We start from the raw sequence: 22,886 nt of genomic DNA on the forward strand, positions 1-22,886 counted from the left end.
CTTCGTGCGTAGGAACATCAAGATCACCGCTGCTGCCGCCGCCACCGCCGCCCTCGCCTTCGGCCTCACCGCCTGCGGTACGGACTCCGACCCGGCGTCCAAGAGCGAGTCCGGCGCCAAGGCCGACACCTCCAAGGCCCTCGTCGTCGCCGCGTCCCCGACGCCGCACGCCGACATCCTGGGCTTCGTCAAGAAGAACCTGGCGGCCAAGGCGGGCCTCAAGCTGGAGGTCAAGGAGTTCACGGACTACGTCCTGCCGAACACCGCCACCGAGACCGGCCAGGTCGACGCCAACTTCTTCCAGCACCAGCCCTACCTGGACGACTTCAACAAGAAGAACAACACCCACCTGGTCTCCGTCGGCACCGTGCACCTGGAGCCTCTCGGCCTCTACTCCAAGAAGGTCAAGGCCCTGGCTGACATCAAGTCCGGCCAGACCATCGCCGTGCCCAACGACACCACCAACGAGGGCCGCGCGCTCCAGCTCCTCGCCGAGAACGGCCTGATCACCCTCAAGGCCGGAGTCGGCACCAGCGCCAAGCTGAGCGACATCACCGACAAGAAGGGCCTGGAGTTCAAGGAGCTGGAGGCCGCAACCGTCCCCCGCGCCCTGAACGACGTGGACGCCGCCGTCATCAACGGCAACTACGCCATCGAGGCCGAGCTCAAGCCCGCCGACGACGCCCTGGCGCTGGAGAAGGCCGACGGCAACCCCTACGCCAACATCATCGCCGTGAAGAAGGGCAATGAGAAGGACCCCCGCGTCGAGAAGCTCGTGAAGCTCCTGCACTCCGACGAGGTCAAGAAGTTCATCGAGGACACCTACCAGGGCTCGGTCGTCCCGGCCTTCGGGACCGAAGCCAAGTCCTGACCCCGGCACGGCACTTGCCCGCGGAGCCCCGCACACCCCGCCCGGGTGTGCGGGGCTCCGCCGTGCCGACCCGGCCATGCACAAGGTCCGCCCGATGCTGCATGCTGTGCCTTTACACGGTCTTCGGCATGGAGCTGCGCATGACTTCCACCTTTCCGGACATCTCCATCAGCACGGACCGGTTGGTGCTGCGCCCGTTCGACATGGCGGACGTCCCCGCGTACATCGAGATGATGAACGACGAACTCGTCGTCGCCTGGACCGAGTCGCCCCACCCCTACACCCAGGTCGACGCCGAACGCTGGGTCCGCAGGATCGCTCCCACACAGCGGACCAAGGGCGACGGCATCGTGCTCGCCGTCACCGAGTTCCTCACCCAGCGCCTCGTCGGCTCGGTGCGGCTGCGCAACACCGACTGGCGCACCCGCGCCACCGAGGCCGCCTACATCACCGCCCCGTGGGCGCGCGGCGAGGGCTACGCCACTGAGTCGGTCCTGGCGCTGGCCCAGTGGCTCTTCCGTGACCAGGCCTTCGAGCGCATCGAACTGCGTACCGCCGCCGACAACACCGCCTCCCAGCAGGTCGCGCAGAAGCTCGGCTGCATCAGCGAGGGAGTCCTGCGCAACGCCCGCATAGCCCGCTCACAGACCGAGGACGGAGGATGGACCGACATCAGGACCGATCTGATCGTCTGGGGCCTGCTTCCCGAGGACCTCGAAGGGGTGGCCGAAGAGCTCGCGGACGCGGGTGGCTACGGCACCTACAACGACTGGAACTAAGAGGGTCCGACTACCCCGGGGCACCGACGGCACACTGGTCCGGACCAGGTAGCCTCACCCTGCCCGACCCCGGGCAACCAGCCCCACCTGCAACAACTCCAGGAGACTGACGACAGATGGCCGACCGGGTCACAGTGATCGGCTGGGACGGCTCGCCACTGACCAGAGCGGCCACGGCCGCTCTCTCGGCCGCAACCCTCGTCGCCGGAGCCGCCCACCACCTCGCCCTGCCCGAGGTCCCGCACGGCGCGGAGCGGATCCGGCTCGGCTCCGTCGACCTCGCGGCCCGCCGCATCGCAGGCCATCGCGGCAGCGCCGTGGTCCTCGCCGACGGCGACCCCGGATTCTTCGGTGTCGTACGCACCCTGCGCGCCCCCGAGCACGGCCTCGAAGTCGAAGTCGTGCCCGCCGTCTCCTCCGTCGCCACCGCCTTCGCCCGCGCCGGCATGCCGTGGGAGGACGCCCAGACGGTCGTCGCCCACCCCCGCACCCTGCGCCGCGCCGTGAACGTCTGCCGCGCCCACCACAAGGTCGCCGTCCTCACCTCGCCCGGCGCGGGCCCCGCCGAACTCGCCCTGCTGCTCGAAGGCGTCCACCGCACCTTCGTCATCTGCGAGGAACTCGGCACCGACCGCGAACAGGTCTCCGTCGTCACCTCCGACGCAGCCGCCGACCACGTCTGGCGCGACCCCAACGTCGTCATCGTCATCGGCGGAGGTCCCGAACAGCGGGCCGAAGGAGCCTGGATCGCCGGCCGCCACCCCGCCTACCCCCAGGGCGTACGCGGCTGGGCGCTGCCCGCCGACGCCTACCGGGGCGCCGGACCGGACGCCGGCGGCGGCAGCGGCGAGGGAGAGGCCCCAGGGCTCCGCGCCGCGCAACTCGCGCACCTCGGGCCCCGGACCGGAGACCTGCTCTGGGACATCGGCTCCGGCAGCGGCGCCCTGGCCGTGGAGGCGGCCCGCTTCGGCGCGGCCGTCCTGGCCGTCGACAGCGATCCCGACGCCTGTGCCCGCACGGCCGCGGCCGCCCGGACCTTCGGGGTCCAGCTCCAGGTCGTCGAAGGCCGGGCCCCGCATGTGCTGGAACGGCTGCCCGAGCCCGATGTCGTACGGATCGGCGGCGGCGGCGCCCCCGTCGTCATCGCCGTGGCCGACCGCAGGCCCGAACGGATCGTCACGCACGCCTCGACCCGCGACGAGGCCGAGGCGCTGGGCGCGGCCCTCACCGGGAACGGCTACACCGTCGCCTGCTCCCTCCTCCAGTCCGTCGAACTCGACACGGCTGCATGGTCGGAGCGCGAACGCACGGTCGTCTTTCTGCTGTCCGCACTGCGTTCGGACCTTGCCCCCTGACCCGGTCGGCGTACGGTGCGAGGTAGGCTGGCCGATCGTTGCACCGCGCCCGGACGTTCGTCGCTTCGTTCGTCAATGTCCGGAAAAGGGGACTGTTTTGGTCCCGGTTGTGGTACGGCAGAACCGGGGGACGCGCAACGTGGCGCAGTCCACAGCGAGCCGTGGCGAAATGACCTGCCGCGGCGGCGATCGGCCGCGAGAATGCAGTATGTCCGCGACCGACTCGTGCCGCGCGGCGAGCCCGCTCGTTCCATGGGACGAGTACCGGCGTGCCGTGTCGGGGCGTCCCGGGCGAAGGGCCGAAGGAGCACTGACGATGGGCGAGGGGTACGCATGAGTGACACCGGCCAGATCCCGGGCGAGGGACTGCCGGAGAACGCAGGCATGGTGGAGCAGCCGGGCATCCCCGCCCCGGGCGCCTACACCTACCTCGACCCCTCCGAGCGCGTGTCCGAGGACGACGACCTCCTTCTGATGCCCAGCCCCCAGGGCGCCTGGAGCGAACCCCAGGCAGGCCAGGCACCGCTGCCCGAGCAGAACGGCGGGTACCGGCCCGGCCACGCTCCACAGCCGCAGGGTGACGTTGGCGCGCAGGGCCCTGTCCAGTTCCAGGAGCAGGTCCAGGTCCCGGCGTACGCGATGCAGCAGGCCGCCGCAGCGCCGCAGGAGACGGGGCAGGGGACCCACGAGTCCGGCGGCCGCGACTCCGGCCATGTCGACCTCAGCGGCGTGCGCATCCCGTCGCCCGTCCCCGCACCGGCACAGGCCCAGGTCCCCGTGGCCCAGGCACCCGTGCGCCGCCCGCTGCACCGCGGTCCGGCCTCCGCCGAATCCGGCCCCGCATACGGTGGTACGTCAGGTGGCGGCGTGGTCCGTTCACTGGCCGACCGGGGCCCGGCGGGAGCGCCCCAGCCGCAGGACCTGCCCCCGATGCAGGCAGCCGTCCAGGCGCCCGCACGGCACGCCGGCCCGGCCACCGCGGAACCCGAGCACTTCGAGCTGCCGGCCGACGAGGTGGCAGCCCTTCCGGGCCCGCAGCTCGGCGAGATCCCGCCGCAGGGGAACCAGTGGGCGGCCCAGGCGCCGCCGAGGACCGCCGAACCGGTCGAGGCGCCCGTGGCCGCTCCGGCCGCCGCGGAGGCGCCGGAGCCGTCGGCAGCAGAAACGGTCGTCCCGGAGGCGGTCGTTGAAGAGCCGGTCGCGGAGGAGCCCGTGGCCGAGGCGCAGACGGAGGAGCCCGCACCGGTCGTGCAGGCCGCCGAGCCGGTGACCGTCGAGCCCGTGGTCGTCGAGCCCGTGGTCGCCGTGGCCGAGGGGCCGGTTTCCGTACCCCTGGCGGTCGAGATCCCGGTCGAGGCCGCCCAGGAAGCCGCCGAGGAGGCCTCTCAGGCCGAGGTGCAGGCCGAGACCGCACCCGTGCACGCGGCGCCGGTCGAGGCCGCACCCGCTGAGCAGACGGCCGCCGAAGCCGCACCTGTCGAGGCTGTGCTCGTGGAGCAGACGGCCGCCGAGGTGCCGCTCGCCCCGGTCGTGCCTGCCGAGTCGGGCCCCGTCGCGGACGCGCAGGCCGAAGAAGTCCTGGCCGAGGCCGCTACTGCCCTACAGCCGCCGGTGGAGCCGGTTCCCGACGGAGCCTCCCTGGGCCGGTTCGTACGGGTCGCGGGCTCGCTTCCGACCACGCCGCACCTGGCACCCACGCCGGTGGCCGAGGAGCCGGTGGAGCCCGCTGCGGAGACCGAGACCGCGACCGTGGTCGAGGCGGCCATCGAGCCCGTGGCGGCGCAGCCCGTCGTTGCGGCGCAGCCCGTCGTCCTGCCCGAGCCCGTCGTCGCGCCCGAGGCGGAGACTGGCCCCGAGGTCATCGAGACCCCGGACGTCACGGAGAGCCACCCGGAGCCCGTACGACCCGAGGCCACCGAGCCCGCGCCGCAGGCCCCGGTCACCGAGCTCGCGGAGGCCGCCGAGACCGCCGCCGCTCCCGCAACGGCCGACGAGCCCGAAGCACCGCAGGGCGCCGACGCCGACGCCCGGGCCTCCGAGGCCGAAGAGGTGCCCGTCGCCTCGCCGCCCGCCCCCGGCTACGACGACGCCGAGCGCGAGGCCGTCCTGCGCGTCATGCGCGAGCGCCGCGACATCCGCAACGGCTTCCGTGGCGACCCCATCCCGCACGAGGTGCTCCTGCGGGTCCTGGAGGCCGCTCACACGGCGCCCAGCGTCGGGCACTCGCAGCCCTGGGACTTCGTCGTCATCCGTTCCGCCGAGACCCGCCGCTCCATGCACGAACTGGCGCAGCGCCAGCGTGAGGCGTACGCGAAGTCGCTTCCCAAGGCGCGGGCGAAGCAGTTCAAGGAACTGAAGATCGAGGCGATCGTCGACACGCCCGTCAACATCGTCGTCACGGCGGACCCCACGCGCGGCGGCCGCCACACCCTCGGCCGGCACACCCAGCCGCAGATGGCCCCGTACTCCTCGGCCCTCGCCGTCGAGAACCTGTGGCTCGCCGCCCGGGCCGAAGGCCTCGGCGTCGGCTGGGTCAGCTTCTTCGACGAGCGCGAGATGGTCCGCGCCCTGGGCCTGCCCGAGCACCTCGAAGTCGTCGCGTACCTCTGTGTCGGTTACGTCGACGAGTTCCCGGAGGAGCCCGAGCTGATGCAGGCGGGCTGGTCCAAGCGACGCCCGCTGTCCTGGGTCGTCCACGAGGAGACGTACGGACGCCGTGCCCTGCCCGGCGAGGAGCCGCACGACCTGCTCCAGGAGACCATCTCCACCATCCGGCCGCTGGACGCCAAGGCGCTCGGCGAGGCGTGGGAGCGCCAGAAGCGGATGACCAAGCCGGCCGGTGCGCTCGGCATGCTGGAGATCATCTCCGCGCAGCTCTCCGGGCTCTCCCGGATGTGCCCGCCGCCGATCCCGGAGCCCGCGGCCGTCGCGATCTTCGCGGGCGACCACGGGGTGCACGCCCAGGGCGTCACGGCCTGGCCGCAGGAGGTCACCGGCCAGATGGTCGCCAACTTCCTCGGCGGCGGCGCGGTCTGCAACGCCTTCGCGAACCAGGTCGGCGCCGAAGTGTGTGTCGTCGACGTCGGCGTGGCCTCGGAGCTGCCCGCGCAGCCCGGCCTGCTGCCCCGCAAGGTGCGTGCCGGAACGGCGGACTTCACCACCGGCCCCGCGCTCACCCGCGAAGAGGTCCTCGCCGCGATCGAGGTCGGCATCGAGACCGCCCGCGACCTGGTCGCGGCCGGCAACAAGGGTCTGCTCACCGGTGAGATGGGCATCGCCAACACCACGGCGTCCGCCGCCCTGATCTGTGTGTACACGGGGATGGACCCGGCCGAGGTGACCGGTCGCGGTACCGGCATCAACGACGAGATGCACGCCCGCAAGGTCGACGTGGTGCGCCGTGCCCTCGACCTGCACCGGCCGGACCCGGCCGACCCGATCGGCGTACTGGCGGCCGTGGGCGGGCTGGAGCACGCCGCGATGGCCGGGTTCCTGCTCGGCGGGGCCTCGCTCCGCACGCCGGTCATCCTCGACGGCGTGAGCGCGGGCGCCGCGGCCCTGGTCGCACGCGCCATCGCGCCGGAGGCCCTGGCCGCCTGCATCGCGGGCCACCGCAGTGCCGAGCCCGGCCATGTCGCCGCGCTCAACAAGCTGGGCCTGCGCCCCCTGGTCGACCTCGACCTCCGCCTCGGCGAGGGCACGGGCGCACTGCTGGCGCTGCCGATCGTGCAGAGCGCGGCCCGCGCGATGCACGAGGTGGCGACGTTCGACTCGGCGGGCGTGACGGAGAAGTAGCGCAGCCGCGGGGGTTTCGGGGGCGCTGCCCTCGGACCCCCGCTCCTCAATCGCCGGAGGGGCTTGATTCTGCCCCCACCCCGTATCGTGAACCCGCACGTCACAGCCGCTCCACCGCCGCAGCGGCCGCAGCCCCCGCATCGCACGAGGAGCCCGCACCGTCATGGCCGAGCACGCCGATCACCCCGCCTACCCCGTCGGACTGCGCCTGAGCGGGCGCCGCGTAGTCGTCGTCGGCGGCGGCCAGGTCGCGCAGCGCCGCCTCCCCGCCCTCATCGCGGCCGGCGCCGACATCGTCCTCGTGTCACCCGCAGCCACCCCGTCCGTCGAGGCGATGGCGGACGCCGGCGAGATCCGCTGGGAGCGCCGCCCCTACGCCGACGGGGACCTGGCCGACACCTGGTACGCCCTCATCGCATCCGACGACACGGCGGCCAACGACGCCGCCTCCGCAGAGGCAGAGCGGACCCGCACCTGGTGCGTCCGCAGCGACAACGCGGACGCCGCCACCGCCTGGACCCCCGCGACCGGCCGCAGCGAGGGCGTGACGGTCGCCGTGCTCACCACTGACGCGCACGGCCGCGACCCGCGCCACTCCGCCGCCGTCCGCGACGCCATCGTCGAGGGCCTGCGCGACGGCACCCTCGCCGCACCCCACCACCGCACCCGCGCCCCCGGCGTCGCCCTGGTCGGCGGCGGACCCGGCGACCCCGACCTGATCACCGTCCGGGGCCGCCGCCTGCTCGCCGAGGCGGACGTCGTCATCGCGGACCGGCTCGGCCCGCGCGACCTGCTCGACGAACTCCCGCCGCACGTCGAGGTGATCGACGCCGCCAAGATCCCGTACGGCCGCTACATGGCGCAGGAGGCGATCAACAACGCGCTGATCGAGCACGCCAAGGCGGGCAAGGCCGTCGTCCGGCTCAAGGGCGGCGACCCGTTCGTCTTCGGGCGCGGCATGGAGGAGGCCCAGGCGCTCGCCGCCGAAGGCATCCCGTGCACCGTCGTGCCCGGCATCTCCAGCTCGATCTCGGTCCCCGGCGCAGCCGGAATCCCCGTCACCCACCGCGGTGTGGCCCACGAGTTCACCGTGGTCAGCGGCCACGTGGCCCCGGACGACGAGCGCTCGCTGGTCGACTGGGAGGCACTCGCCCGGCTGCGCGGCACCCTGGTGCTCCTGATGGCCGTCGACAAGATCGGCGCTATCGCCCGTACGCTCATCGCCCACGGCAAGTCCCCTGAGACGCCGGTCGCCCTGGTCCAGGAAGGGACGACGGCGGCCCAGCGTCGCGTCGACGCGACGCTCGCCACGGTCGCCGAACGGGCCGTGGCCGAGGACGTCCGCCCGCCCGCCGTCATCGTCATCGGTGATGTCGTCGCGGTCGGCGGGGCACCCGCCGCACGCACCGCAGAGTAACCATCGGTAACGGATCTTCCTCCAGACCGTTGGCACCACACACCGGACAAGGCAGTATCAACCTGTGGCTGATCTCATCACCGTCGACGACCCGGACGACCCCCGCCTGAGCGACTACATCGGTCTGACCGACGTCGAGCTCCGGCGCCGACGAGAGCCCGCCGAGGGCCTCTTCATCGCCGAGGGGGAGAAGGTGATCAGACGCGCCAGGCACGCCGGGTACGAGATGCGCTCCATGCTGCTCTCGGCGAAGTGGGTCGACCTGATGCGCGACGTCATCGACGAGGTTCCGGCGCCCGTGTACGCGGTCAGCCCCGAGCTCGCGGAACGCGTCACCGGCTACCACGTGCACCGCGGCGCACTCGCCTCCATGCAGCGCAAGCCCCTGCCGACGGCCGACGAACTGCTCCGCACCACCCGCCGCGTGGTCGTGATGGAGGCCGTCAACGACCACACGAACATCGGCGCGATCTTCCGCAGCGCCGCCGCCCTCGGAATGGACGCCGTCCTGCTCTCCCCGGACTGTGCGGACCCGCTGTACCGGCGCTCGGTCAAGGTCTCGATGGGCGCTGTCTTCTCCGTGCCCTACGCCCGCCTCGACACCTGGCCCAAGGCCTTGGAGACGGTGCGGGAAGCGGGCTTCAAGCTGCTCGCGCTGACGCCGGACGAGAAGGCCAGCAGCATCGAGGAGGCCGCGCCGCACCGGATGGACCAGGTGGCCCTGATGCTCGGTGCCGAGGGCGACGGACTGTCCACACAGGCCCTCGTCGCCGCCGACGAGTGGGTGCGCATCCCGATGGCCCACGGCGTCGACTCGCTGAACGTCGGCGCGGCCGCCGCGGTCGCCTTCTACGCGGTCGCCACGGGGCGCCCGGAGAGGTAGAGCGTGCTTCGAAAGTCCTGCCTGCCGGGCGGCGTCTGGCACTTCCCCGAGCTCTCGGCTTCGCTCGAGCAGGGGAGACCCCATTGCTCGCGGCGTTGCCGAAAAGTCCTGGTAGCTCCGCTACGAGGACTTCCCGGCGCCTTGCGATCGCATGCACCAGACGCCGCCCGGCCCGCCCTCCGGGCGGACGGCGCTACTTTCGAAACACGCCCTGTAGGGCCTGTCCGGCGGATCAAGGCCGGGGTCACGACCTCTGGCACGGCACCTCGCCGCGTTGCCGAAGCGCCCTGATAGCTCCGCTATGAGGATGCTCCGGCGCCTTGCGATGCACCGCACCAGACGCCGCGCCCCGTCCGACCTTGATCCGCCGGACAGGCCCTAGAAGGGCCCTACTGCTCGCTCTGCCCCTGGGTCTGGCCCGCGCCGAGCCCACGGGCCGGGCCCTGGCAGCCCTGCGCCGCCGCGATACCCAGCGCCACCAACAGCGTCACCACGACGAAGACCACCAGCCGCTGCCGCAGCAGCCGCGGATTGGCGGGACGCCGGCCGGCGGACGTCGGGCGTGCGCCGGGCCGGGTACCCGGCCTGCCGTTCGTCCCGACCGCGCCCTGCGACCTCTTACCCGAACGCGTCGTATTGCGCGGCTGCTGCTGCGCGGGGCGCGAACCCCCGGTGCGGGGAGGCGAAGGCCGCCCGGAAGCCGTCTGCCGGCTCTGCGGCCGGGACACCGGAGCGGGGCCGGGCGCGCGACGTGTCTGCTGCTCGGTGTACGGGCCGTCCAGGCGCCCCGTCGGCCGGTCCGCCTCCTGCGCCGAACGCTGGGCGGGCGGCCGGCTCTCGTGCAGCCCCTGCGCCTCCCGCGCCGCGATCTCCTTGAGCCGCATGGAGAGTTGCAGCGTGCTGGGCCGCTCCTCCGGGTCCTTCGCCAGGCAGGCGCTCAGCAGCGGTGCGAGCGCGTCGTGCACGTCGTACAGCTGAGGCTCCTCGTGCACCACCCGGTAGAGCATCACTTCGGAACTGCCGTGCCCGAAAGGCGAATCGGCCATCGCCGCGTACGCCAGCGTCGCACCGAGCGAGAAGACGTCCGTCGCGGGCGTCACCGCGGCGCCCCGCACCTGCTCGGGGGCGAGGAAGCCGGGCGAACCCACCGCCGTACCGACGTGCGTGAGTGTGGAAGCGCCGGTGGCCCAGGCGATCCCGAAGTCGATGATCCGGGGGCCCTTGGGGGACAGCAGGATGTTCGACGGCTTCAGGTCACGGTGGACGACACCGGCCTCGTGCACCGCCACCAGACCTTCGGAGAGCGCGGCGCCGATCGACGCCACCTCGGCGGCCGACAGCGGACCCTCCTCGGCCACCTTGTCGTGCAGCGAGGGGCCGGGGACGTACTGCGTCGCGAACCACGGGCGGTCCGCCTCCAGATCGGCGGCGACCAGCCGTGCCGTACAGCCGCCGCGGATCCGCCGGGCGGCGGACACCTCGCGCGCGAAACGCGAACGGAACTCCTGGTCCTCCGCCAGGTCGGGGCGGATCACCTTCAGTGCCACCCGCTGGCCCCGCCGGTCCGAGCCGAGGTAGACGACACCCATGCCGCCCGCCCCGAGCCGCCGGTGCAGCCTGAACGAGCCGACGACACGCGGGTCCTCGCGCCGGAGCCGCATCATCGCCATGTCTGCCCATCCCCGCTGCCTGGTCCGCCTGACGAGGCACAGCTTACGTACCCGCCGCCCGGGGTGCTCAGAGGCCGCGCCCTCGCCGGAGAATCGATTGTCAGTGCCGGGTGGGAAACTTGAGGAGTGGTCAGGGAGCCGCAGATCCACGCTCCCCGGCCCGTGCGAGATCTCAAAGGTCCGTCGCAGAAGGGGGATTGGATCAGTGAAGGGCGATCGGGTCGAGATAGTCGTGGACGCCGGAGACACGACCCGAACCTACGAAATGGTGGCCTCCAGGGCAGGGCGCAGGGTGGAGACCGCGGTCCGCCGAGGGGTGGTCGAAGTGAGTGAAGTCACCAGGAACGGCTCCGTGGTGCGCACCGCCCGCTTCATGGCGACCAGGGTCCTCGCCCTGGTCGAACAACCGGTACCCAGGGAGGACGCCTCGGAGCGTCCCCTCCGGGATGACCCCAACATCCGGTAGTCCGTCTCCACCCAGGGGAGTACGCCGACTACCCACGGCTCATCCTCCGGGAGGCCCGGTATTCGGTACGCGGGCATGACGCCGCCCGCTCCCCGGATCCCTAATGTTGAAGTCAAGCGGCGGGCGTCGCACTCGTCCCCCGAGGTCAAACGCCCGCCGCTCCACATCAGGTCAGGAGAGGAACCATGGCGGACACGGCAGCGCGGACGATGGTCCGCACGCAGGGACGCAAGGCCTATGCCGCGTTCGGCAGCCGCCCGTCGTCCGGCAAGCGTCACCCGCTGGTGGCGACGGCCATGGTTCTTCCTCTGGCGGCCCTGCTCGCAGTCGTCTTCGGCGGCTGGGAAGCGGTGGTCACACAGGCGTCGTCCGTGGGCGTGATGCTGGGGCGCTGAGCGGCGCCCCGGGTCCGGAAGAGCGGTCCGGACCGGGACATCCGGCCAACAACCCCGTGGGGACGGGGGTGCGGCGGACGGCAGCGTTTGTCCGGTCAGCTGGGGAGCTGACCGGACATCGCGCTGTCCGGGGCCTGTGCGGCCCACCCCGTGCACGGGCAGGCCGGTGCGATCCGCGTACGCTCTCCGGCGGGCGCGGCGCCGGCCGGGTCCGCCGATCCTGTGCCACCGGGGGAGTCCGTGACCACCGCTGTCGTACGTGTGCTGGGCGACCTCGCCCACGAAGCGGCCCACGCCCGTTCCGGGGCCTGCTGCGGCTGCCCGCCGCCGACCGTCCTCGCGGACCGGGCGGACGGCACCGTGGTCCGCTGCGGCCCCGTCGTCGCCAAGGCCCACGCCCCCGGTACGGATGCCGCCGCCCTGTCCGCACGCCTGGGACTGGCCGCCGACCCCGGCCTGGCCGGCATCCTGCTCGCTCCGCTTCCCGTACGGCCCCCTGCCGGCCAGGCGGGGTACGGCACCGCCTCGCCGTACCTCACCGAGCTGCACGGGCGTCCCGTCACCCTGTGGCCGTACGGGGAGCCGGTGGACCCGGGCGACCCGGACGAGGCGCCCTGGGAGGAGGCCGCCGCCCTGCTGGCCCGCCTGCACCGCGTCCGACCCGCACCAGGTGCGCCGGGCATACCGGAGGCGCCGCCCCCCATGCGCGGCCCGGCGAAGGCCGCGCTCGCCGTGGCCCGGATGCGTGCGGCCCGGCCCGGCGACCCGGCCACCGCCCCCGTGCTCGCGGCCTGGCGCGGGCTGCCGCCCTGGATGCGGGACGAGGCGCCGGCTGCCGCACCACGGGTGCACACGCTCTGCCACGGCGATCTGCACCTGGGCCAGCTGGTCCGGCACCCCGAGCCGCACGGCCCCTGGCTGCTGATCGACGTCGACGACGCCGGACCCGGCGCCCCCGCCTGGGACCTCGCGCGCCCCGCCGCCTGGTACGCGGCAGGGCTGCTGCCCCCCGAGGTCTGGTTCCGCTTCCTGGGCGCCTACCGCGCCGCGGGCGGCCCCGCGGTGCGCGCCGACGGCGATCCGTGGCCCGAGTTGGACCTGGCGGCCCGGGCCCTGACCGTACAGACGGCGGCACTGGCCCTCGCCAAGTCCGCGGCGGAGTACCGGGTTCCGGATGAGGTGGAACAGGCGATGATCGACGCCTGTGCCCGAATTGCCGCTCTCCCGCCCGAGTTGGCCGCCGAACACTCGTCGTAGGGTGAGCCGACCGCCGCCGGGCATGCATTCCGGCGACGGCTAACCGACGGCGAGGAGTGAGCCCGAAGATGCAGTGTCCCAAGTGCCACGCACAGATGCAGACGTACAACCGCAACGGCATTCAGATCGAGCAGTGCAGCGGCTGCCGGGGGATATTCCTGGACTACGGCGAGCTGGAGTCCCTGACCCGTATGGAGTCGCAGTGGACGCAGCAGGCTCCGCCGGCGCCGCCCGCCCCGCAGGCATACCCCGCAGCCCCGGCACCCGCGTGGGGCGCCCCGCAGCAGCACTACGGCGGGCACCAGGGTCACCACCGGCAGAAGAGCTTCGGCCGCATGCTCTTCTCGTCCTGATCCCGCCCCGGGGCCCGGACGGAACGCGTCCGGGCCCCGGCGTCGGCAGGCGGGGCAAACGACGAAGCCCCGGTCGTCGGGACGACCAGGGCTTCGGGGCTGTGCGCGATACTGGGATTGAACCAGTGACCTCTTCCGTGTCAGGGAAGCGCTCTCCCGCTGAGCTAATCGCGCAGGGTGAACCTGCGTGTACTGCGTGCGCGATACTGGGATTGAACCAGTGACCTCTTCCGTGTCAGGGAAGCGCTCTCCCGCTGAGCTAATCGCGCGGGGGTCCTTGCGGACCGGTGGACGATACTGGGATTGAACCAGTGACCCCTTCCGTGTCAGGGAAGTGCTCTCCCGCTGAGCTAATCGTCCTTGGAGGTGGAGACGGGATTTGAACCCGTGTAGACGGCTTTGCAGGCCGTTGCCTCGCCTCTCGGCCACTCCACCAGGGGTGGGGGTTCGGGAAGATCCCCCACCTTCTGCGAGCGGACGACCAGGTTCGAACTGGCGACCTCAACCTTGGCAAGGTTGCGCTCTACCAACTGAGCTACGTCCGCTTGTCGGTTCCGGTTCGCTTGCGCGTCCCGGCGACGTGTTGAACTCTAGCGGATTCCGGGGCCAGTACAAAAACGCGTTTGTGCAGCGTGCGCAGGTGCGCTCGCCCCGGCGCAGGTCACGGCACGCCGCTCTAGACTCGCCGACGTGCACGACCTCGCTCCCATGGCCCGCTTCGGCGGCCTCGTCGCCTCCGATCTGCAGGATGTGACCAGTGATCCCGCAGCCCTCGACTCGTCGGGTTTCTGGGCGGTTTCAGCTGGTTTCGAGGGTCGGCTCGTCTGTGCCCGCTTCGCCACCGTACGCACCGCGGCCGTGCCCGCACCCGTGCGTGGTGCCTGGTGCGGCCCGGCCGCCGGTGACTGGACGTCGTCCCTCGACCGTGCCGCGTACACGGCGGGCGTGCGGCGCATCCGCGCGTACATCGCGAGGGGCGAGGTCTACCAGGCCAATCTCTGCCGCGTGATGACCGCGCCGCTGCCCGATCCGGCCGCGGCGGACATGGACGCCCTCACCGCACTGCTGGCGCGCGGCAACCCCGCCCCGTACGCAGGAACGATTCGGCTCCCTGGCCACGGCGTGGAGATCGCGACCGCCTCGCCGGAGCTTTTCCTGCGCAGGGACGGCCGCACGGTCGAGTCCGGACCGATCAAGGGCACCGGCCGCACCGAGGCCGATCTGCTGGAGAAGGACCACACCGAGAACGTGATGATCGTCGACCTGGTCCGCAACGACCTGGGCCGGGTCTGCGCGACCGGGTCGGTCACGGTCCCCGGCCTCTGCGTCGTCGAGAAGCACCCGGGCCTCGTCCATCTCGTCTCCACCGTGCGCGGCCGCCTCGCCGACGGTGCCGGCTGGCCGGAACTGTTCGCCGCGGCCTTTCCGCCGGGCTCCGTGACCGGGGCACCCAAGTCCAGCGCCCTCAGGATCATCGAGGAGCTGGAGACCGCCCCGCGCGGCCCGTACTGCGGCGGCATCGGCTGGGTGGACGCCGACCGGGCCACCGCCTCGCTCGCCGTGGGCATCCGCACCTTCTGGACCGACCGCACGGGCGCCGTCCCGGTGCTGCGGTTCGGCACCGGCGCCGGCATCACCTGGGGCTCGGATCCGGAACGCGAATGGGACGAGACCGAACTGAAGGCGTCCAGGCTGCTCGCGGTAGCGTCGGGCGCATACGAAGCAACCGGAAGGACCGCACCATGAGGATCTGGGTCAACGGGGGGCTGCGGGCTGCCGATGACGCCCGGGTGTCCGTGCTCGACCACGGGCTGACCGTCGGCGACGGCATCTTCGAGACGGTGAGGACCGCCGAGGGCAGGCCCTTCGCGCTCACCCGCCACCTCGACCGGCTGACCCGCTCCGCCCTGGGCCTCGGCCTGCCCGCGCCCGACCTGGACGAGGTGCGCCGCGCCTGCGCCGCCGTCATCGAGGCCAATCCGGCCGCGCTCGGCAGGCTCCGCATCACCTACACCGGCGGCATCTCGCCGCTCGGCTCCGACCGCGGCACCGCGGGCCCCGGACTGGTCGTCGCCCTCGGCGAGGTGAAGCGCCGCCCGGACACCACGGCGGTCATCACCGTTCCCTGGACGCGCAACGAACGCGGCGCGCTCACCGGGCTCAAGACCACCTCGTACGCCGAGAACGTCGTCGCCCTCGCCCGCGCCCACGAGAACGGCGCCTCCGAGGCGCTGTTCGCCAACACGGTCGGCCGGCTCTGCGAAGGCACCGGCTCCAACGTCTTCGTCGTCCTCGACGGACAGCTGCACACCCCGCCCGTCGCCTCCGGCTGTCTGGCCGGGATCACCCGCGCGCTGGCGGTGGAGTGGACCGGGGCGCAGGAGACGGACCTGCCGTTCGACGTCCTGGACCGGGCCGAGGAGGTCTTCCTGACCTCCACCCTGCGCGACATCCAGGCCGTCCACCGGGTCGACGGCCGGGAGCTGTCCGGCGCGCCGGGACCGGTGACGGCCAAGGCGATGCGCGTCTTCGGCGAGCGGGCCGGCGACGATCTGGACCCGTGACCGGGGCGGCGGCCGGCCGGTCCCCCGCCGCAAATACGGATGACGTGCGTTCGGGCAGGGGATAGAAATCCTCTGATGACCACGACACTCCGGCCGTCCGGGCCGATCCAGTCAGGCGCCGACGGCGCACAGAGCCGCGCGTACGACGTGTGCGACAACGGGCGCCCCGTCGGCGCCGTGGAAATCGCCACGGATCCCGGGTCGGACGACGGGACGGGGTTGCTGCGGTCCCTGCGGATCGACGAGGCGGTCCGGCGGCGCGGCCGCGGCACCATCGCCGCGCTGGCGGCCGAGGAGGTGCTGCGGGGCTGGGGCTGCACGCAGGTGCGAACGGAAGTCGCCCCCGGGAACGAGGCGGCGCAACGGCTGACCGCCGCACTCGGGTACACCGAACGCAGCCGGAACATGATCAAGCAACTGCCCGCCGACCCCCCGGCACTGCCCGAAGGGCTGACCGCGCGGCCGATGACGCCCGAGGAGTTCACGGCCTGGGAGGACGGCGCGATCGCGGGCTACGCGGAGAGCCTGATGACGCGTGGCACCCCGCAGGAGTCGGCGCTGCGGGCAGCCCGCGCCTCGCACGCCAGGCATCTGCCGCAGGGCCTCGCCACCGAGGGCGCCCAGCTGAACCACCTCATCCACGAGGACGAGAAGGCCGGCTTCCTGTGGGTGGCGCGGTTCGAGATGCACCCCGGTCAGGTGGTCGGCTACGTCTTCGACGTCGAGGTGGAGACACGCTTCCGGGGGCGGGGGTACGGCCGGGCGCTGATGCTCCAGGCCGAACGCCTCGTGCTCGCAGCCGGCGATACGCGGCTGGGCCTGCACGTCGTCACCGCCAACACGCCCGCGCTCCGGCTGTACGAGTCGCTCGGCTACGAGCCGACCCGGTACAACCTGGCCAAGCCGCTCTGACCGCGCGTCCCGGCGGTCCGGGCTCGGGGGCCGGCCGGCGCGGGACAGCGCCCCCAGCCCGGCCCGCTGCCCCGAGCCCGTTCTCAGTCCTGTGCGGCGAGCAGCCGGTCGGCGATCTCCTCGATGCGCTCGCGCAGCCCTTCCTGGCTCTTGCCGCCGTCCAGCCGCTCGCCCCCGATCACGTACGTGGGCGTGCCCGTGACCCCGATCGCCTTGCCCTCGGCCTGGTCGGCGTCGACGATCAGCATGTGCCGGCCGTCGATCAGGGCGGTGTCGAACTCCTCGGCGTCCAGGCCCAGTTCCCCCGCCACCTCGACCAGCAGCGGCTCGCCGGTGCGGCCGAGGTCGGCGGTGCGGGCGAGCAGCGCCTCGATGTACGGCCAGTCCTTGCCCTGCGCCGCGGCCTCCTCGGCGGCCTGCGCCGCGGCGAAGGCGTGCTTGTGCTTCTCCAGGGGGAAGTGCCGGAACCGGATCTCGATCCGGTCGCCGTACCGGGCGCGCAGGGCGTGCACATCGGTCAGGGCGTGGTGGCAGTCGGGGCACTGGAGCTCGCACCAGACGTCGAGGACGACCGGTGCTGCGGGGGTGGAATCGCTCATGGGACCAGTCTCCCAGGGTGTACGGGAGCGTCACGACCGGTGTCCGGCGGAGCGCGGGAACAGGGCGGAATCGGGCCGCCCGCCGCAGGCCGTACGGCACCTGGGGAGGATCCCGGCCCTGAAATGTCCCTGATGTGGGCTCGGAGCGTGGCCGCCCGGCCGGTGACCGGTGCAGGATGGAAGGGACGTTTCCCCTGCGCCTGGAGGCACCGATGCTTGCCGAGACCATTTGCTCCGCGGTGTCCGCGGCGGGCCTGGGCATCGCCGCCGTGACCGCGTACCGGAAGCGGTTCCTCACGGCGACCAGGATCGCCGCCTACTCCCTGGTCCCGATCGGCCTGGTGCTGACCGGCGTCGTCGAGTGGGTGTCGGACATCGCCTTCAAGCCGAGCGTCTGGCTCGGCTTCGCGGTGCTGGGCGTGGCCTGGCTGCTGTTCATGACCACCCGCGCGATCGAACGCCGTGGCGGGGGCACCCGCAAGGAACGCAAGGCGGCCGCCCGGGCCGCGCAGGGCGACGCGGTGGTGCCCGCCGCCTCGGCCCCCTCGCTGGGGGCGGGCGTACCGGCCGCCGAGCCGCGGCAGAAGCCGAAGAAGCAGTCCGCCGGCGGGCAGGGCGACGACTTCAGCGACATCGAGGCGATCCTGAAGAAGCACGGCATCTGACGGCCGCTCGTGCCTTCCGCCCCTCTTCGGGCGCCGCACGGATTCGGGCACCGCACGGATTCGGGCACCGCACGGACCTCGCCCGCATGAATCGATTCAGGCGTGATTCTTGACGGCGTTCGGCCCGACGGTTAGCGTCCCAACCGGATTGAAACAATTCATTCACGCCGTCCGTACGATGGGGTGACGCCGCTTCTGGGTGCGGCCAAGGGCAGTGGGGCAGAACTAGTGGCGCGTGTGGCAGGGATCAAGGACGTGGCCCGGCAGGCCGGGGTCTCCGTGGGCACGGTCTCCAATGTGATCAACCGCCCCGAGGCCGTGCTGCCCGATACCCGGGCCCGGGTGCTGGCCGCGATCGAGGAGCTCGGATACGTCCGCAGCGAGTCGGCCCGCCAGCTCAGGGCCGGCCGCAGCCGGATCATGGCGCTCCTCGTCCTGGACATGGGCAACCCCTTCTTCGTCGACGTGGCCCGTGGTGCCGAACGCGCCGCCCGTCAGGCGGGCCTCGGCGTCATGGTCTGCAACAGCGGCCAGAGCCCCGCGGAGGAGGCCGAATACCTCGGCCTCTTCGCGGAACAGCGCGTATGCGGCGTGCTGGTCACCCCTGCCGACGCGACCGGCCGCAACCTCGAATCCTTCAGCCGTCACCGGATCCCCTACGTCCTGGTGGACCGGGTGGCTTCCGGCACCGGGACCTGCGCGGTCTCCGTCGACGACGTGCGGGGCGGCGCCCTGGCCGTCGGCCATCTGGTCTCTGCCGGGCACCGCTCGGTGGCGTACGTCAGCGGACCCGGCGACCTGCACCAGATCAGGGACCGCCGCCAGGGCGCGCTGTCCGCCCTCGCCGAGGCCGGGCTGCCTGCCGAAGCGCTCGTCGAGATCCCCTCCGACCGCCTCGACGTGGCGGCGGGCCGTGACGCCGGGGCCAGGCTGCTCGGCCTCGTCCCGCGCCCCACCGCCGTGTTCTGCGCGAACGACCTGCTCGCCCTCGGCGTGCTCCAGGCCCTGTACGCGGCCGGGGTGCGGGTGCCCCAGGACATCGCCATCGTCGGGTACGACGACATCGAATTCGCCGCCGCCGCCGCCGTGCCGCTCACCTCGGTCCGCCAGCCCGCAGTCGTGATGGGCCGGATGGCCGCCGAACTCCTGCTGGAGGAGTCGGACGACGAGGGCGGCACCCACGAGCACCGCAGCGTCGTGCTCCAGCCCGAACTCGTCGTGCGCGCATCGAGTTCCACACCCCGCTGAGCCCCGCCGCCCGGCCCGGACCCCTTCTGCCACCCTTTCCGTTCCCTTCCGCGTGCCCGAAAAGGAGACGTCGTGTCCCTGTTCGACCTGCCCCTGGACCAACTCCGCAGCTACCGGCCTCAGTCCACTGAACCCGACGACTTCGACGCCTTCTGGCGACGCACCCTCGACGAGGCCGGCGAGCACCCGCTGGATGCCGAATTCAGTCCCTACGACGCCGCGTTGAGCAACGTCGACGTCCACGACGTGTCGTTCGCCGGCTGGGGCGGCCACCGCATACGCGCCTGGCTGAACGTGCCGGCCGGTGCCGAAGGACCGCTGCCTGCCGTCGTCCACTACCTCGGCTACGGCGGCGGACGCGGACTGCCGCACGACCACCTGGTCTGGCCCGCGGCCGGCTGGGCCACCCTGGTCGTGGACACCCGCGGCCAGGGCGCCGTCAACAGCCACTCGGCGGGCTCCACCGCCGACCCGCACGGAGGCGCCGGCCCGCAGTCGCCCGGCTTCATGACCCGCGGCATCCTCGACCCCGACGACTACTACTACCGCCGGGTGTTCACCGACGCGGTGCGTGCCGTCGAGGTGGCCCGCGCCCACCCGTCCGTCGACCCGGACCGGATCGTCGTGCACGGCGGCAGCCAGGGCGGCGGCATCGCGCAGGCGGTCGCGGGGCTCAGCCCCCACGTCAGGGCCGCGCTCGTCGACGTACCGTTCCTGACGCACTACCGGCGGGCCGTCGAGATCACCGACAAGGACCCGTACCAGGAGATCGTGCGTTTCCTGGCCACCCAGCACGGCCGTGCCGACCAGGTGTTCCGGACCCTTTCGTACTTCGACGGGATCAGCTTCGCCGCCCGGGCCGACATGCCGACGCTGTACTCCGTGGCCCTGATGGACCCCATCTGCCCGCCGTCCACGGTCTTCGCCGCCTACAACAACTGGGCGGGTCCCAAGGAGATCGAGGTCTACCCCTGGAACGGCCACGAGGGCGGCACCTCGGTCCACCGGGCCGCACAGCTGCGCATGCTGCGTGACCTGGGCTGACCGGACGCGGAACCAGGGGTGCGGGGCGCGGGAGTTCCGGAAGCCCCGTGGCGGAGCGGAGTCCCGAAAACCCGACGGGGGAGCGGAGTTCCGAAAGCCTGACGGGTGATCGGACGCCGGAGCGATTCGGCCCACCCTGTGAGGGGTGAACTCCCGTCACGAAAAGGAGTGTTGATCACCAACGGGGGCCGGTCTGCGTCATGATCGTCCCGAGATGGTGGACACCTCCCGGGGCGATGCCCCCGCACCCCCAGCCGAAGAGCCGCGTGGCTGCCTCTTCGCGCTTTCCCAGCCCCCTCTGATGATCTTCCTCACGGTGATCGGCGGCTTGCTGCTGATGGCCGCGTTGCACGATCTCTTCGTGCTGTGAGCCGTCAGCCGGCCGCTTCCCTGCGGCGTGCCCGGTACGCGGCCACGTGCAGGCGGTTACCGCAGGTGCGGCTGGAGCAGTAGCGGCGGGAACGGTTGCGCGAGAGGTCGACGAAGGCGTGCCGGCAGTCCGGCGCCTCGCAGCGCCGCAGCCGCTCCGTCTCGCCCGCCACGATGATGAACGCGAGGGCCATGCCGCAGTCGGCCGCCAGGTGGTCGGCGAGCGAGGCGTCCGGTGCGAAGTAGTGCACGTGCCAGTCGTAGCCGTCGTGGTTGCTGAGCTGCGGCGTGGTGCCCGCGGCGGCCACGAGCGCGTTCACGAGCGAGGCGGCGACCTGTGCGTCCGTAGCGGCGAAGACCTCGGCGAACCGCGCCCGTACGTCGTGGACGGCCCGCAGGTCCTTCTCGTCGAGCTCGTTCACCCCGCTCACCCGGTGGCGTCCGGTGAACGCGTACAGCGCCTCGATGTCGGCGAGTCCGTCGACGGGCGAGCCGCCCTCGGGCTGCTCGCTCTCCGGCGCGGTGTTCACCAGAGCGACCACCACGTCGAGGGCGATCCGGGTGTCGTGGGGGATCAGCACGCTTCCGCTCCCTGGCCTCCGGCGGGACGGGACGCCCGCCGATGCCGGCTGACTCTACTGGCTCACCCCGGGGGCACCGTGGCCTGAGTGGCCTGAGTGGCCTGAGTGGCCTCAGGGGCCCCCGGGGCGCGCCCGCCCACTTGGGCGACGGGCGGAGGGCTCCGCGGGTGTCCGGCAGGCGCGTGGGGCCTCGGAGGGGCACGCCGGACCCCCGGGGGAACGCGGACCGGCGCCGTCACCACGGTGGATTCCGTGGTGACGGCGCCGGTGTCAGCCGTATGAGGTTGTCTGCGCGACGCCATCTCCCCGAGTCGGACGGCGCCGTGCAGCTCTCGGCCTGGCTCAGCTCTCGGCCAGGATGTGTGAGAGCTCCGTATCGAGATCGAAGTGACGATGCTCGGTCCCCGGCGGAACCGCGGCGTCGGTCCTTTTGAGGAACGACTCCAGGGCCCGCGCGGGGGCCTCCAGCAGGGCTTCGCCCTCTGGGGAGCTCAGTGCGATACAGACGACGCCCTGGCCGTGACTACGGGATGGCCAGACGCGGACGTCTCCGGTGCCGGTGGGCCTGTGCAGCCCCTCGGCAAGGAGGTCACGGGCGAAAACCCACTCGACCGTCTCCTCCGCTCCGGTGTGGAAGGTGGCGTGCACGGCATACGGATCGGCCGTGTCATACCGCAGGCCCGCGGGTACAGGCAGTGAGGACTCGCTCGACACAACGAGGCGCAGGTGCAGCTCGCAGCTGACCGTGGTGTTCATAAGCGCCAGGGCCTTTCGCTCAGTGTGCGCTCGGGGATTCGCACGTCGGCGAAATCGACATGCCACCTACGGTGGCGTTGTAAACCCCTCTGACCGTTTTGTGATCCTTCAGGTGGCTAGTGCAGGGGTGTGTAACTTTGGGTGATGCGGCCATTCCGGTGACGAGGAGCGTTCCGGTAGGTTGGCCCCCATGAATGCGGAGAGTGACGAGCGGGACGGGGCCGCCGCACCGGCGGATCCGGCGCCCGCGGCGGGGGAAGCGCGCAAGAGCGTGACGGGGGACGTCACGGAGGGTGTGACGAAGGAGGACCGGGAGCTCGGCTCCAGGGCGCCGGGGTTCATCAAGGCGTCCAGGACGCTGCACCTGAGCTGGCAGGTCGGCGTGTTCGTGGTCGGCCTGGCCGTGGTGGCGGCGGGCATCGTCATGCTGCCGCTGCCGGGCCCCGGCTGGCTGGTGATCTTCGGGGGCATGGCGATCTGGGCGACCGAGTTCGTCTGGGCGCAGCTGGTGCTGCGCTGGACGCGCCGGAAGGTCACCGAGGCCGCTCAGCGCGCGCTCGATCCCAGCGTGCGGCGGCGCAATATCGCCCTCACGGTGATCGGCCTCGTGATCATCGCGGTGCTGGTGGGGATCTATCTGTGGAAGTTCGGAATCGTCATGCCGTGGAAGATCAACGAGTGACCTGGGGATGGTCGGGGAGCGCCGCTGACATGGGGTAATGTTTGGCGTGCGCCCGGGCGATTAGCTCAGTGGGAGAGCGCTTCGTTCACACCGAAGAGGTCACTGGTTCGAACCCAGTATCGCCCACCCCGGACCGACGGCCCGGAAGCTTCTTGAAGCTTCCGGGCCGTCGGCGTTTCCGGAACATGTCGTTGAAGCGCTTCGATCGATTTTCGTCCCAGCCAT

At 72.2% G+C, this 22,886-nt stretch carries 22 protein-coding genes and 6 tRNA genes; 19 read left to right on the forward strand and 9 right to left on the reverse strand.

Annotated elements, in window-relative coordinates; all coding sequences use genetic code 11:
• Positions 1-4 precede the first annotated feature (4 nt).
• From ACIBJG_RS27405 to ACIBJG_RS27430, 6 genes are all read left to right on the forward strand, one after another.
• A complete protein-coding gene (locus tag ACIBJG_RS27405; RefSeq protein ID WP_399311316.1) occupies positions 5-871 on the forward strand; it encodes a MetQ/NlpA family ABC transporter substrate-binding protein in 867 nt (288 codons plus the stop codon).
• A 101-nt stretch (positions 872-972) separates the two neighbouring features.
• Complete coding sequence (locus ACIBJG_RS27410) at positions 973-1,650, forward strand: GNAT family N-acetyltransferase (protein WP_399311318.1); 678 nt, start codon at positions 973-975, stop codon at positions 1,648-1,650.
• 116 nt (positions 1,651-1,766) lie between these two features.
• Positions 1,767-3,005 (forward strand): precorrin-6y C5,15-methyltransferase (decarboxylating) subunit CbiE, encoded by a 1,239-nt coding sequence (gene cbiE / locus ACIBJG_RS27415; RefSeq protein ID WP_399311320.1) that lies wholly within the window; start codon positions 1,767-1,769, stop codon positions 3,003-3,005.
• 333 nt (positions 3,006-3,338) lie between these two features.
• The gene (cobT, locus tag ACIBJG_RS27420; protein WP_399311322.1) at positions 3,339-6,800 is read left to right on the forward strand and encodes a nicotinate-nucleotide--dimethylbenzimidazole phosphoribosyltransferase; all 3,462 of its coding nucleotides are present in this window, start codon (positions 3,339-3,341) and stop codon (positions 6,798-6,800) included.
• A 163-nt stretch (positions 6,801-6,963) separates the two neighbouring features.
• A complete protein-coding gene (gene cobA / locus ACIBJG_RS27425; RefSeq protein WP_399311324.1) occupies positions 6,964-8,217 on the forward strand; it encodes a uroporphyrinogen-III C-methyltransferase in 1,254 nt (417 codons plus the stop codon).
• Between the two features lie 64 nt (positions 8,218-8,281).
• The gene (locus ACIBJG_RS27430) at positions 8,282-9,100 is read left to right on the forward strand and encodes a TrmH family RNA methyltransferase (RefSeq protein ID WP_399311326.1); all 819 of its coding nucleotides are present in this window, start codon (positions 8,282-8,284) and stop codon (positions 9,098-9,100) included.
• 389 nt (positions 9,101-9,489) lie between these two features.
• Here the strand turns inward: ACIBJG_RS27430 and ACIBJG_RS27435 are convergent, their stop codons facing one another.
• Positions 9,490-10,770, reverse strand: coding sequence for a protein kinase (locus ACIBJG_RS27435; RefSeq protein ID WP_399311328.1), 1,281 nt, complete (start codon positions 10,768-10,770; stop codon positions 9,490-9,492).
• Between the two features lie 205 nt (positions 10,771-10,975).
• Between ACIBJG_RS27435 and ACIBJG_RS27440 the strand changes: the two genes are divergently transcribed.
• From ACIBJG_RS27440 to ACIBJG_RS27455, 4 genes are all read left to right on the forward strand, one after another.
• Entirely contained in the window at positions 10,976-11,236 is a 261-nt protein-coding gene (locus ACIBJG_RS27440) for a hypothetical protein (RefSeq protein WP_399311329.1), read from the forward strand.
• Between the two features lie 185 nt (positions 11,237-11,421).
• On the forward strand, positions 11,422-11,631 hold the full coding sequence (locus ACIBJG_RS27445) for a hypothetical protein (RefSeq protein ID WP_399311331.1): 210 nt from the start codon (positions 11,422-11,424) through the stop codon (positions 11,629-11,631).
• Between the two features lie 240 nt (positions 11,632-11,871).
• Positions 11,872-12,888: a phosphotransferase enzyme family protein gene (locus tag ACIBJG_RS27450; RefSeq protein WP_399311333.1), complete on the forward strand. Its 1,017-nt coding sequence runs from the start codon at positions 11,872-11,874 to the stop codon at positions 12,886-12,888.
• A 68-nt stretch (positions 12,889-12,956) separates the two neighbouring features.
• Complete coding sequence (locus tag ACIBJG_RS27455; RefSeq protein ID WP_399068083.1) at positions 12,957-13,241, forward strand: zf-TFIIB domain-containing protein; 285 nt, start codon at positions 12,957-12,959, stop codon at positions 13,239-13,241.
• Between the two features lie 102 nt (positions 13,242-13,343).
• Here ACIBJG_RS27455 and ACIBJG_RS27460 read toward each other — a convergent pair.
• From ACIBJG_RS27460 to ACIBJG_RS27480, 5 genes are all read right to left on the reverse strand, one after another.
• Positions 13,344-13,415, reverse strand: a tRNA-Val gene (locus ACIBJG_RS27460).
• Positions 13,416-13,438: 23 nt separating this feature from the next.
• Positions 13,439-13,510: transfer RNA gene (locus tag ACIBJG_RS27465), tRNA-Val, on the reverse strand.
• Between the two features lie 19 nt (positions 13,511-13,529).
• Positions 13,530-13,601 (reverse strand) — tRNA-Val (locus ACIBJG_RS27470).
• A 1-nt stretch (position 13,602) separates the two neighbouring features.
• Positions 13,603-13,676 (reverse strand) — tRNA-Cys (locus ACIBJG_RS27475).
• A 37-nt stretch (positions 13,677-13,713) separates the two neighbouring features.
• A tRNA-Gly gene (locus ACIBJG_RS27480) sits at positions 13,714-13,786 on the reverse strand.
• A gap of 163 nt (positions 13,787-13,949) precedes the next feature.
• Here ACIBJG_RS27480 and ACIBJG_RS27485 point away from each other — a divergent pair.
• The 3 genes from ACIBJG_RS27485 (at position 13,950) to ACIBJG_RS27495 (ending at position 16,717) form a co-directional block, all read left to right on the forward strand.
• On the forward strand, positions 13,950-14,987 hold the full coding sequence (locus ACIBJG_RS27485; protein WP_399311492.1) for a chorismate-binding protein: 1,038 nt from the start codon (positions 13,950-13,952) through the stop codon (positions 14,985-14,987).
• Positions 14,984-15,805 carry an aminotransferase class IV gene (locus ACIBJG_RS27490; protein WP_399311335.1) on the forward strand — a complete coding sequence of 274 codons (822 nt, stop codon included), beginning with the start codon at positions 14,984-14,986 and terminating at the stop codon, positions 15,803-15,805. The genes ACIBJG_RS27485 and ACIBJG_RS27490 overlap by 4 nt, the downstream gene beginning before the upstream one ends.
• A gap of 75 nt (positions 15,806-15,880) precedes the next feature.
• Complete coding sequence (locus tag ACIBJG_RS27495; protein ID WP_399311336.1) at positions 15,881-16,717, forward strand: GNAT family N-acetyltransferase; 837 nt, start codon at positions 15,881-15,883, stop codon at positions 16,715-16,717.
• A gap of 83 nt (positions 16,718-16,800) precedes the next feature.
• Here ACIBJG_RS27495 and ACIBJG_RS27500 read toward each other — a convergent pair whose 3' ends face one another.
• Complete coding sequence (locus ACIBJG_RS27500) at positions 16,801-17,316, reverse strand: DsbA family protein (RefSeq protein WP_399311337.1); 516 nt, start codon at positions 17,314-17,316, stop codon at positions 16,801-16,803.
• Positions 17,317-17,528: 212 nt separating this feature from the next.
• On the opposite strand from ACIBJG_RS27500, the gene ACIBJG_RS27505 reads away from it, so the two are divergent.
• The 4 genes from ACIBJG_RS27505 to ACIBJG_RS27520 all read left to right on the forward strand — a co-directional run bounded on the left by ACIBJG_RS27505 (position 17,529) and on the right by ACIBJG_RS27520 (position 20,643).
• Entirely contained in the window at positions 17,529-17,981 is a 453-nt protein-coding gene (locus ACIBJG_RS27505) for a hypothetical protein (protein ID WP_399311338.1), read from the forward strand.
• A 228-nt stretch (positions 17,982-18,209) separates the two neighbouring features.
• Positions 18,210-19,229, forward strand: a complete 1,020-nt coding sequence (locus ACIBJG_RS27510) for a LacI family DNA-binding transcriptional regulator (RefSeq protein ID WP_399311494.1) — start codon at positions 18,210-18,212, stop codon at positions 19,227-19,229.
• A gap of 72 nt (positions 19,230-19,301) precedes the next feature.
• Positions 19,302-20,273, forward strand: a complete 972-nt coding sequence (locus tag ACIBJG_RS27515) for an acetylxylan esterase (RefSeq protein ID WP_399311340.1) — start codon at positions 19,302-19,304, stop codon at positions 20,271-20,273.
• Positions 20,274-20,487: 214 nt separating this feature from the next.
• Entirely contained in the window at positions 20,488-20,643 is a 156-nt protein-coding gene (locus ACIBJG_RS27520) for a hypothetical protein (protein WP_164494018.1), read from the forward strand.
• A 4-nt stretch (positions 20,644-20,647) separates the two neighbouring features.
• On the opposite strand, the gene ACIBJG_RS27525 is transcribed toward ACIBJG_RS27520, so the two are convergent.
• Both ACIBJG_RS27525 and ACIBJG_RS27530 read right to left on the reverse strand, forming a co-directional pair.
• Positions 20,648-21,223, reverse strand: coding sequence for a CGNR zinc finger domain-containing protein (locus ACIBJG_RS27525; RefSeq protein WP_399311341.1), 576 nt, complete (start codon positions 21,221-21,223; stop codon positions 20,648-20,650).
• Between the two features lie 342 nt (positions 21,224-21,565).
• On the reverse strand, positions 21,566-21,979 hold the full coding sequence (locus ACIBJG_RS27530; protein WP_003959770.1) for an SsgA family sporulation/cell division regulator: 414 nt from the start codon (positions 21,977-21,979) through the stop codon (positions 21,566-21,568).
• Between the two features lie 190 nt (positions 21,980-22,169).
• Here ACIBJG_RS27530 and ACIBJG_RS27535 point away from each other — a divergent pair, with 190 nt between their 5' ends.
• Complete coding sequence (locus tag ACIBJG_RS27535; RefSeq protein ID WP_399311343.1) at positions 22,170-22,661, forward strand: TIGR02611 family protein; 492 nt, start codon at positions 22,170-22,172, stop codon at positions 22,659-22,661.
• Positions 22,662-22,715: 54 nt separating this feature from the next.
• Positions 22,716-22,787 (forward strand) — tRNA-Val (locus tag ACIBJG_RS27540).
• Positions 22,788-22,886 lie beyond the last annotated feature (99 nt).

The sequence above is a fragment of the Streptomyces sp. NPDC050422 genome (assembly GCF_044458665.1).
Taxonomy (GTDB): Bacteria; Actinomycetota; Actinomycetes; order Streptomycetales; family Streptomycetaceae; genus Streptomyces.

Coding starts and splice junctions, on each gene's coding strand:
- ACIBJG_RS27410 (WP_399311318.1), top strand. CDS start 973: ATGCTGTGCCTTTACACGGTCTTCGGCATGGAGCTGCGCATGACTTCC.
- cbiE (WP_399311320.1), top strand. CDS start 1,767: ATGGCCGACCGGGTCACAGTGATCGGCTGGGACGGCTCGCCACTGACC.
- cobT (WP_399311322.1), top strand. CDS start 3,339: ATGAGTGACACCGGCCAGATCCCGGGCGAGGGACTGCCGGAGAACGCA.
- cobA (WP_399311324.1), top strand. CDS start 6,964: ATGGCCGAGCACGCCGATCACCCCGCCTACCCCGTCGGACTGCGCCTG.
- ACIBJG_RS27435 (WP_399311328.1), bottom strand. CDS start 10,770: ATGGCGATGATGCGGCTCCGGCGCGAGGACCCGCGTGTCGTCGGCTCG.
- ACIBJG_RS27445 (WP_399311331.1), top strand. CDS start 11,422: ATGGCGGACACGGCAGCGCGGACGATGGTCCGCACGCAGGGACGCAAG.
- ACIBJG_RS27455 (WP_399068083.1), top strand. CDS start 12,957: ATGCAGTGTCCCAAGTGCCACGCACAGATGCAGACGTACAACCGCAAC.
- ACIBJG_RS27485 (WP_399311492.1), top strand. CDS start 13,950: ATGGCCCGCTTCGGCGGCCTCGTCGCCTCCGATCTGCAGGATGTGACC.
- ACIBJG_RS27490 (WP_399311335.1), top strand. CDS start 14,984: ATGAGGATCTGGGTCAACGGGGGGCTGCGGGCTGCCGATGACGCCCGG.
- ACIBJG_RS27495 (WP_399311336.1), top strand. CDS start 15,881: ATGACCACGACACTCCGGCCGTCCGGGCCGATCCAGTCAGGCGCCGAC.
- ACIBJG_RS27500 (WP_399311337.1), bottom strand. CDS start 17,316: ATGAGCGATTCCACCCCCGCAGCACCGGTCGTCCTCGACGTCTGGTGC.
- ACIBJG_RS27505 (WP_399311338.1), top strand. CDS start 17,529: ATGCTTGCCGAGACCATTTGCTCCGCGGTGTCCGCGGCGGGCCTGGGC.
- ACIBJG_RS27520 (WP_164494018.1), top strand. CDS start 20,488: ATGGTGGACACCTCCCGGGGCGATGCCCCCGCACCCCCAGCCGAAGAG.
- ACIBJG_RS27530 (WP_003959770.1), bottom strand. CDS start 21,979: ATGAACACCACGGTCAGCTGCGAGCTGCACCTGCGCCTCGTTGTGTCG.
- ACIBJG_RS27535 (WP_399311343.1), top strand. CDS start 22,170: ATGAATGCGGAGAGTGACGAGCGGGACGGGGCCGCCGCACCGGCGGAT.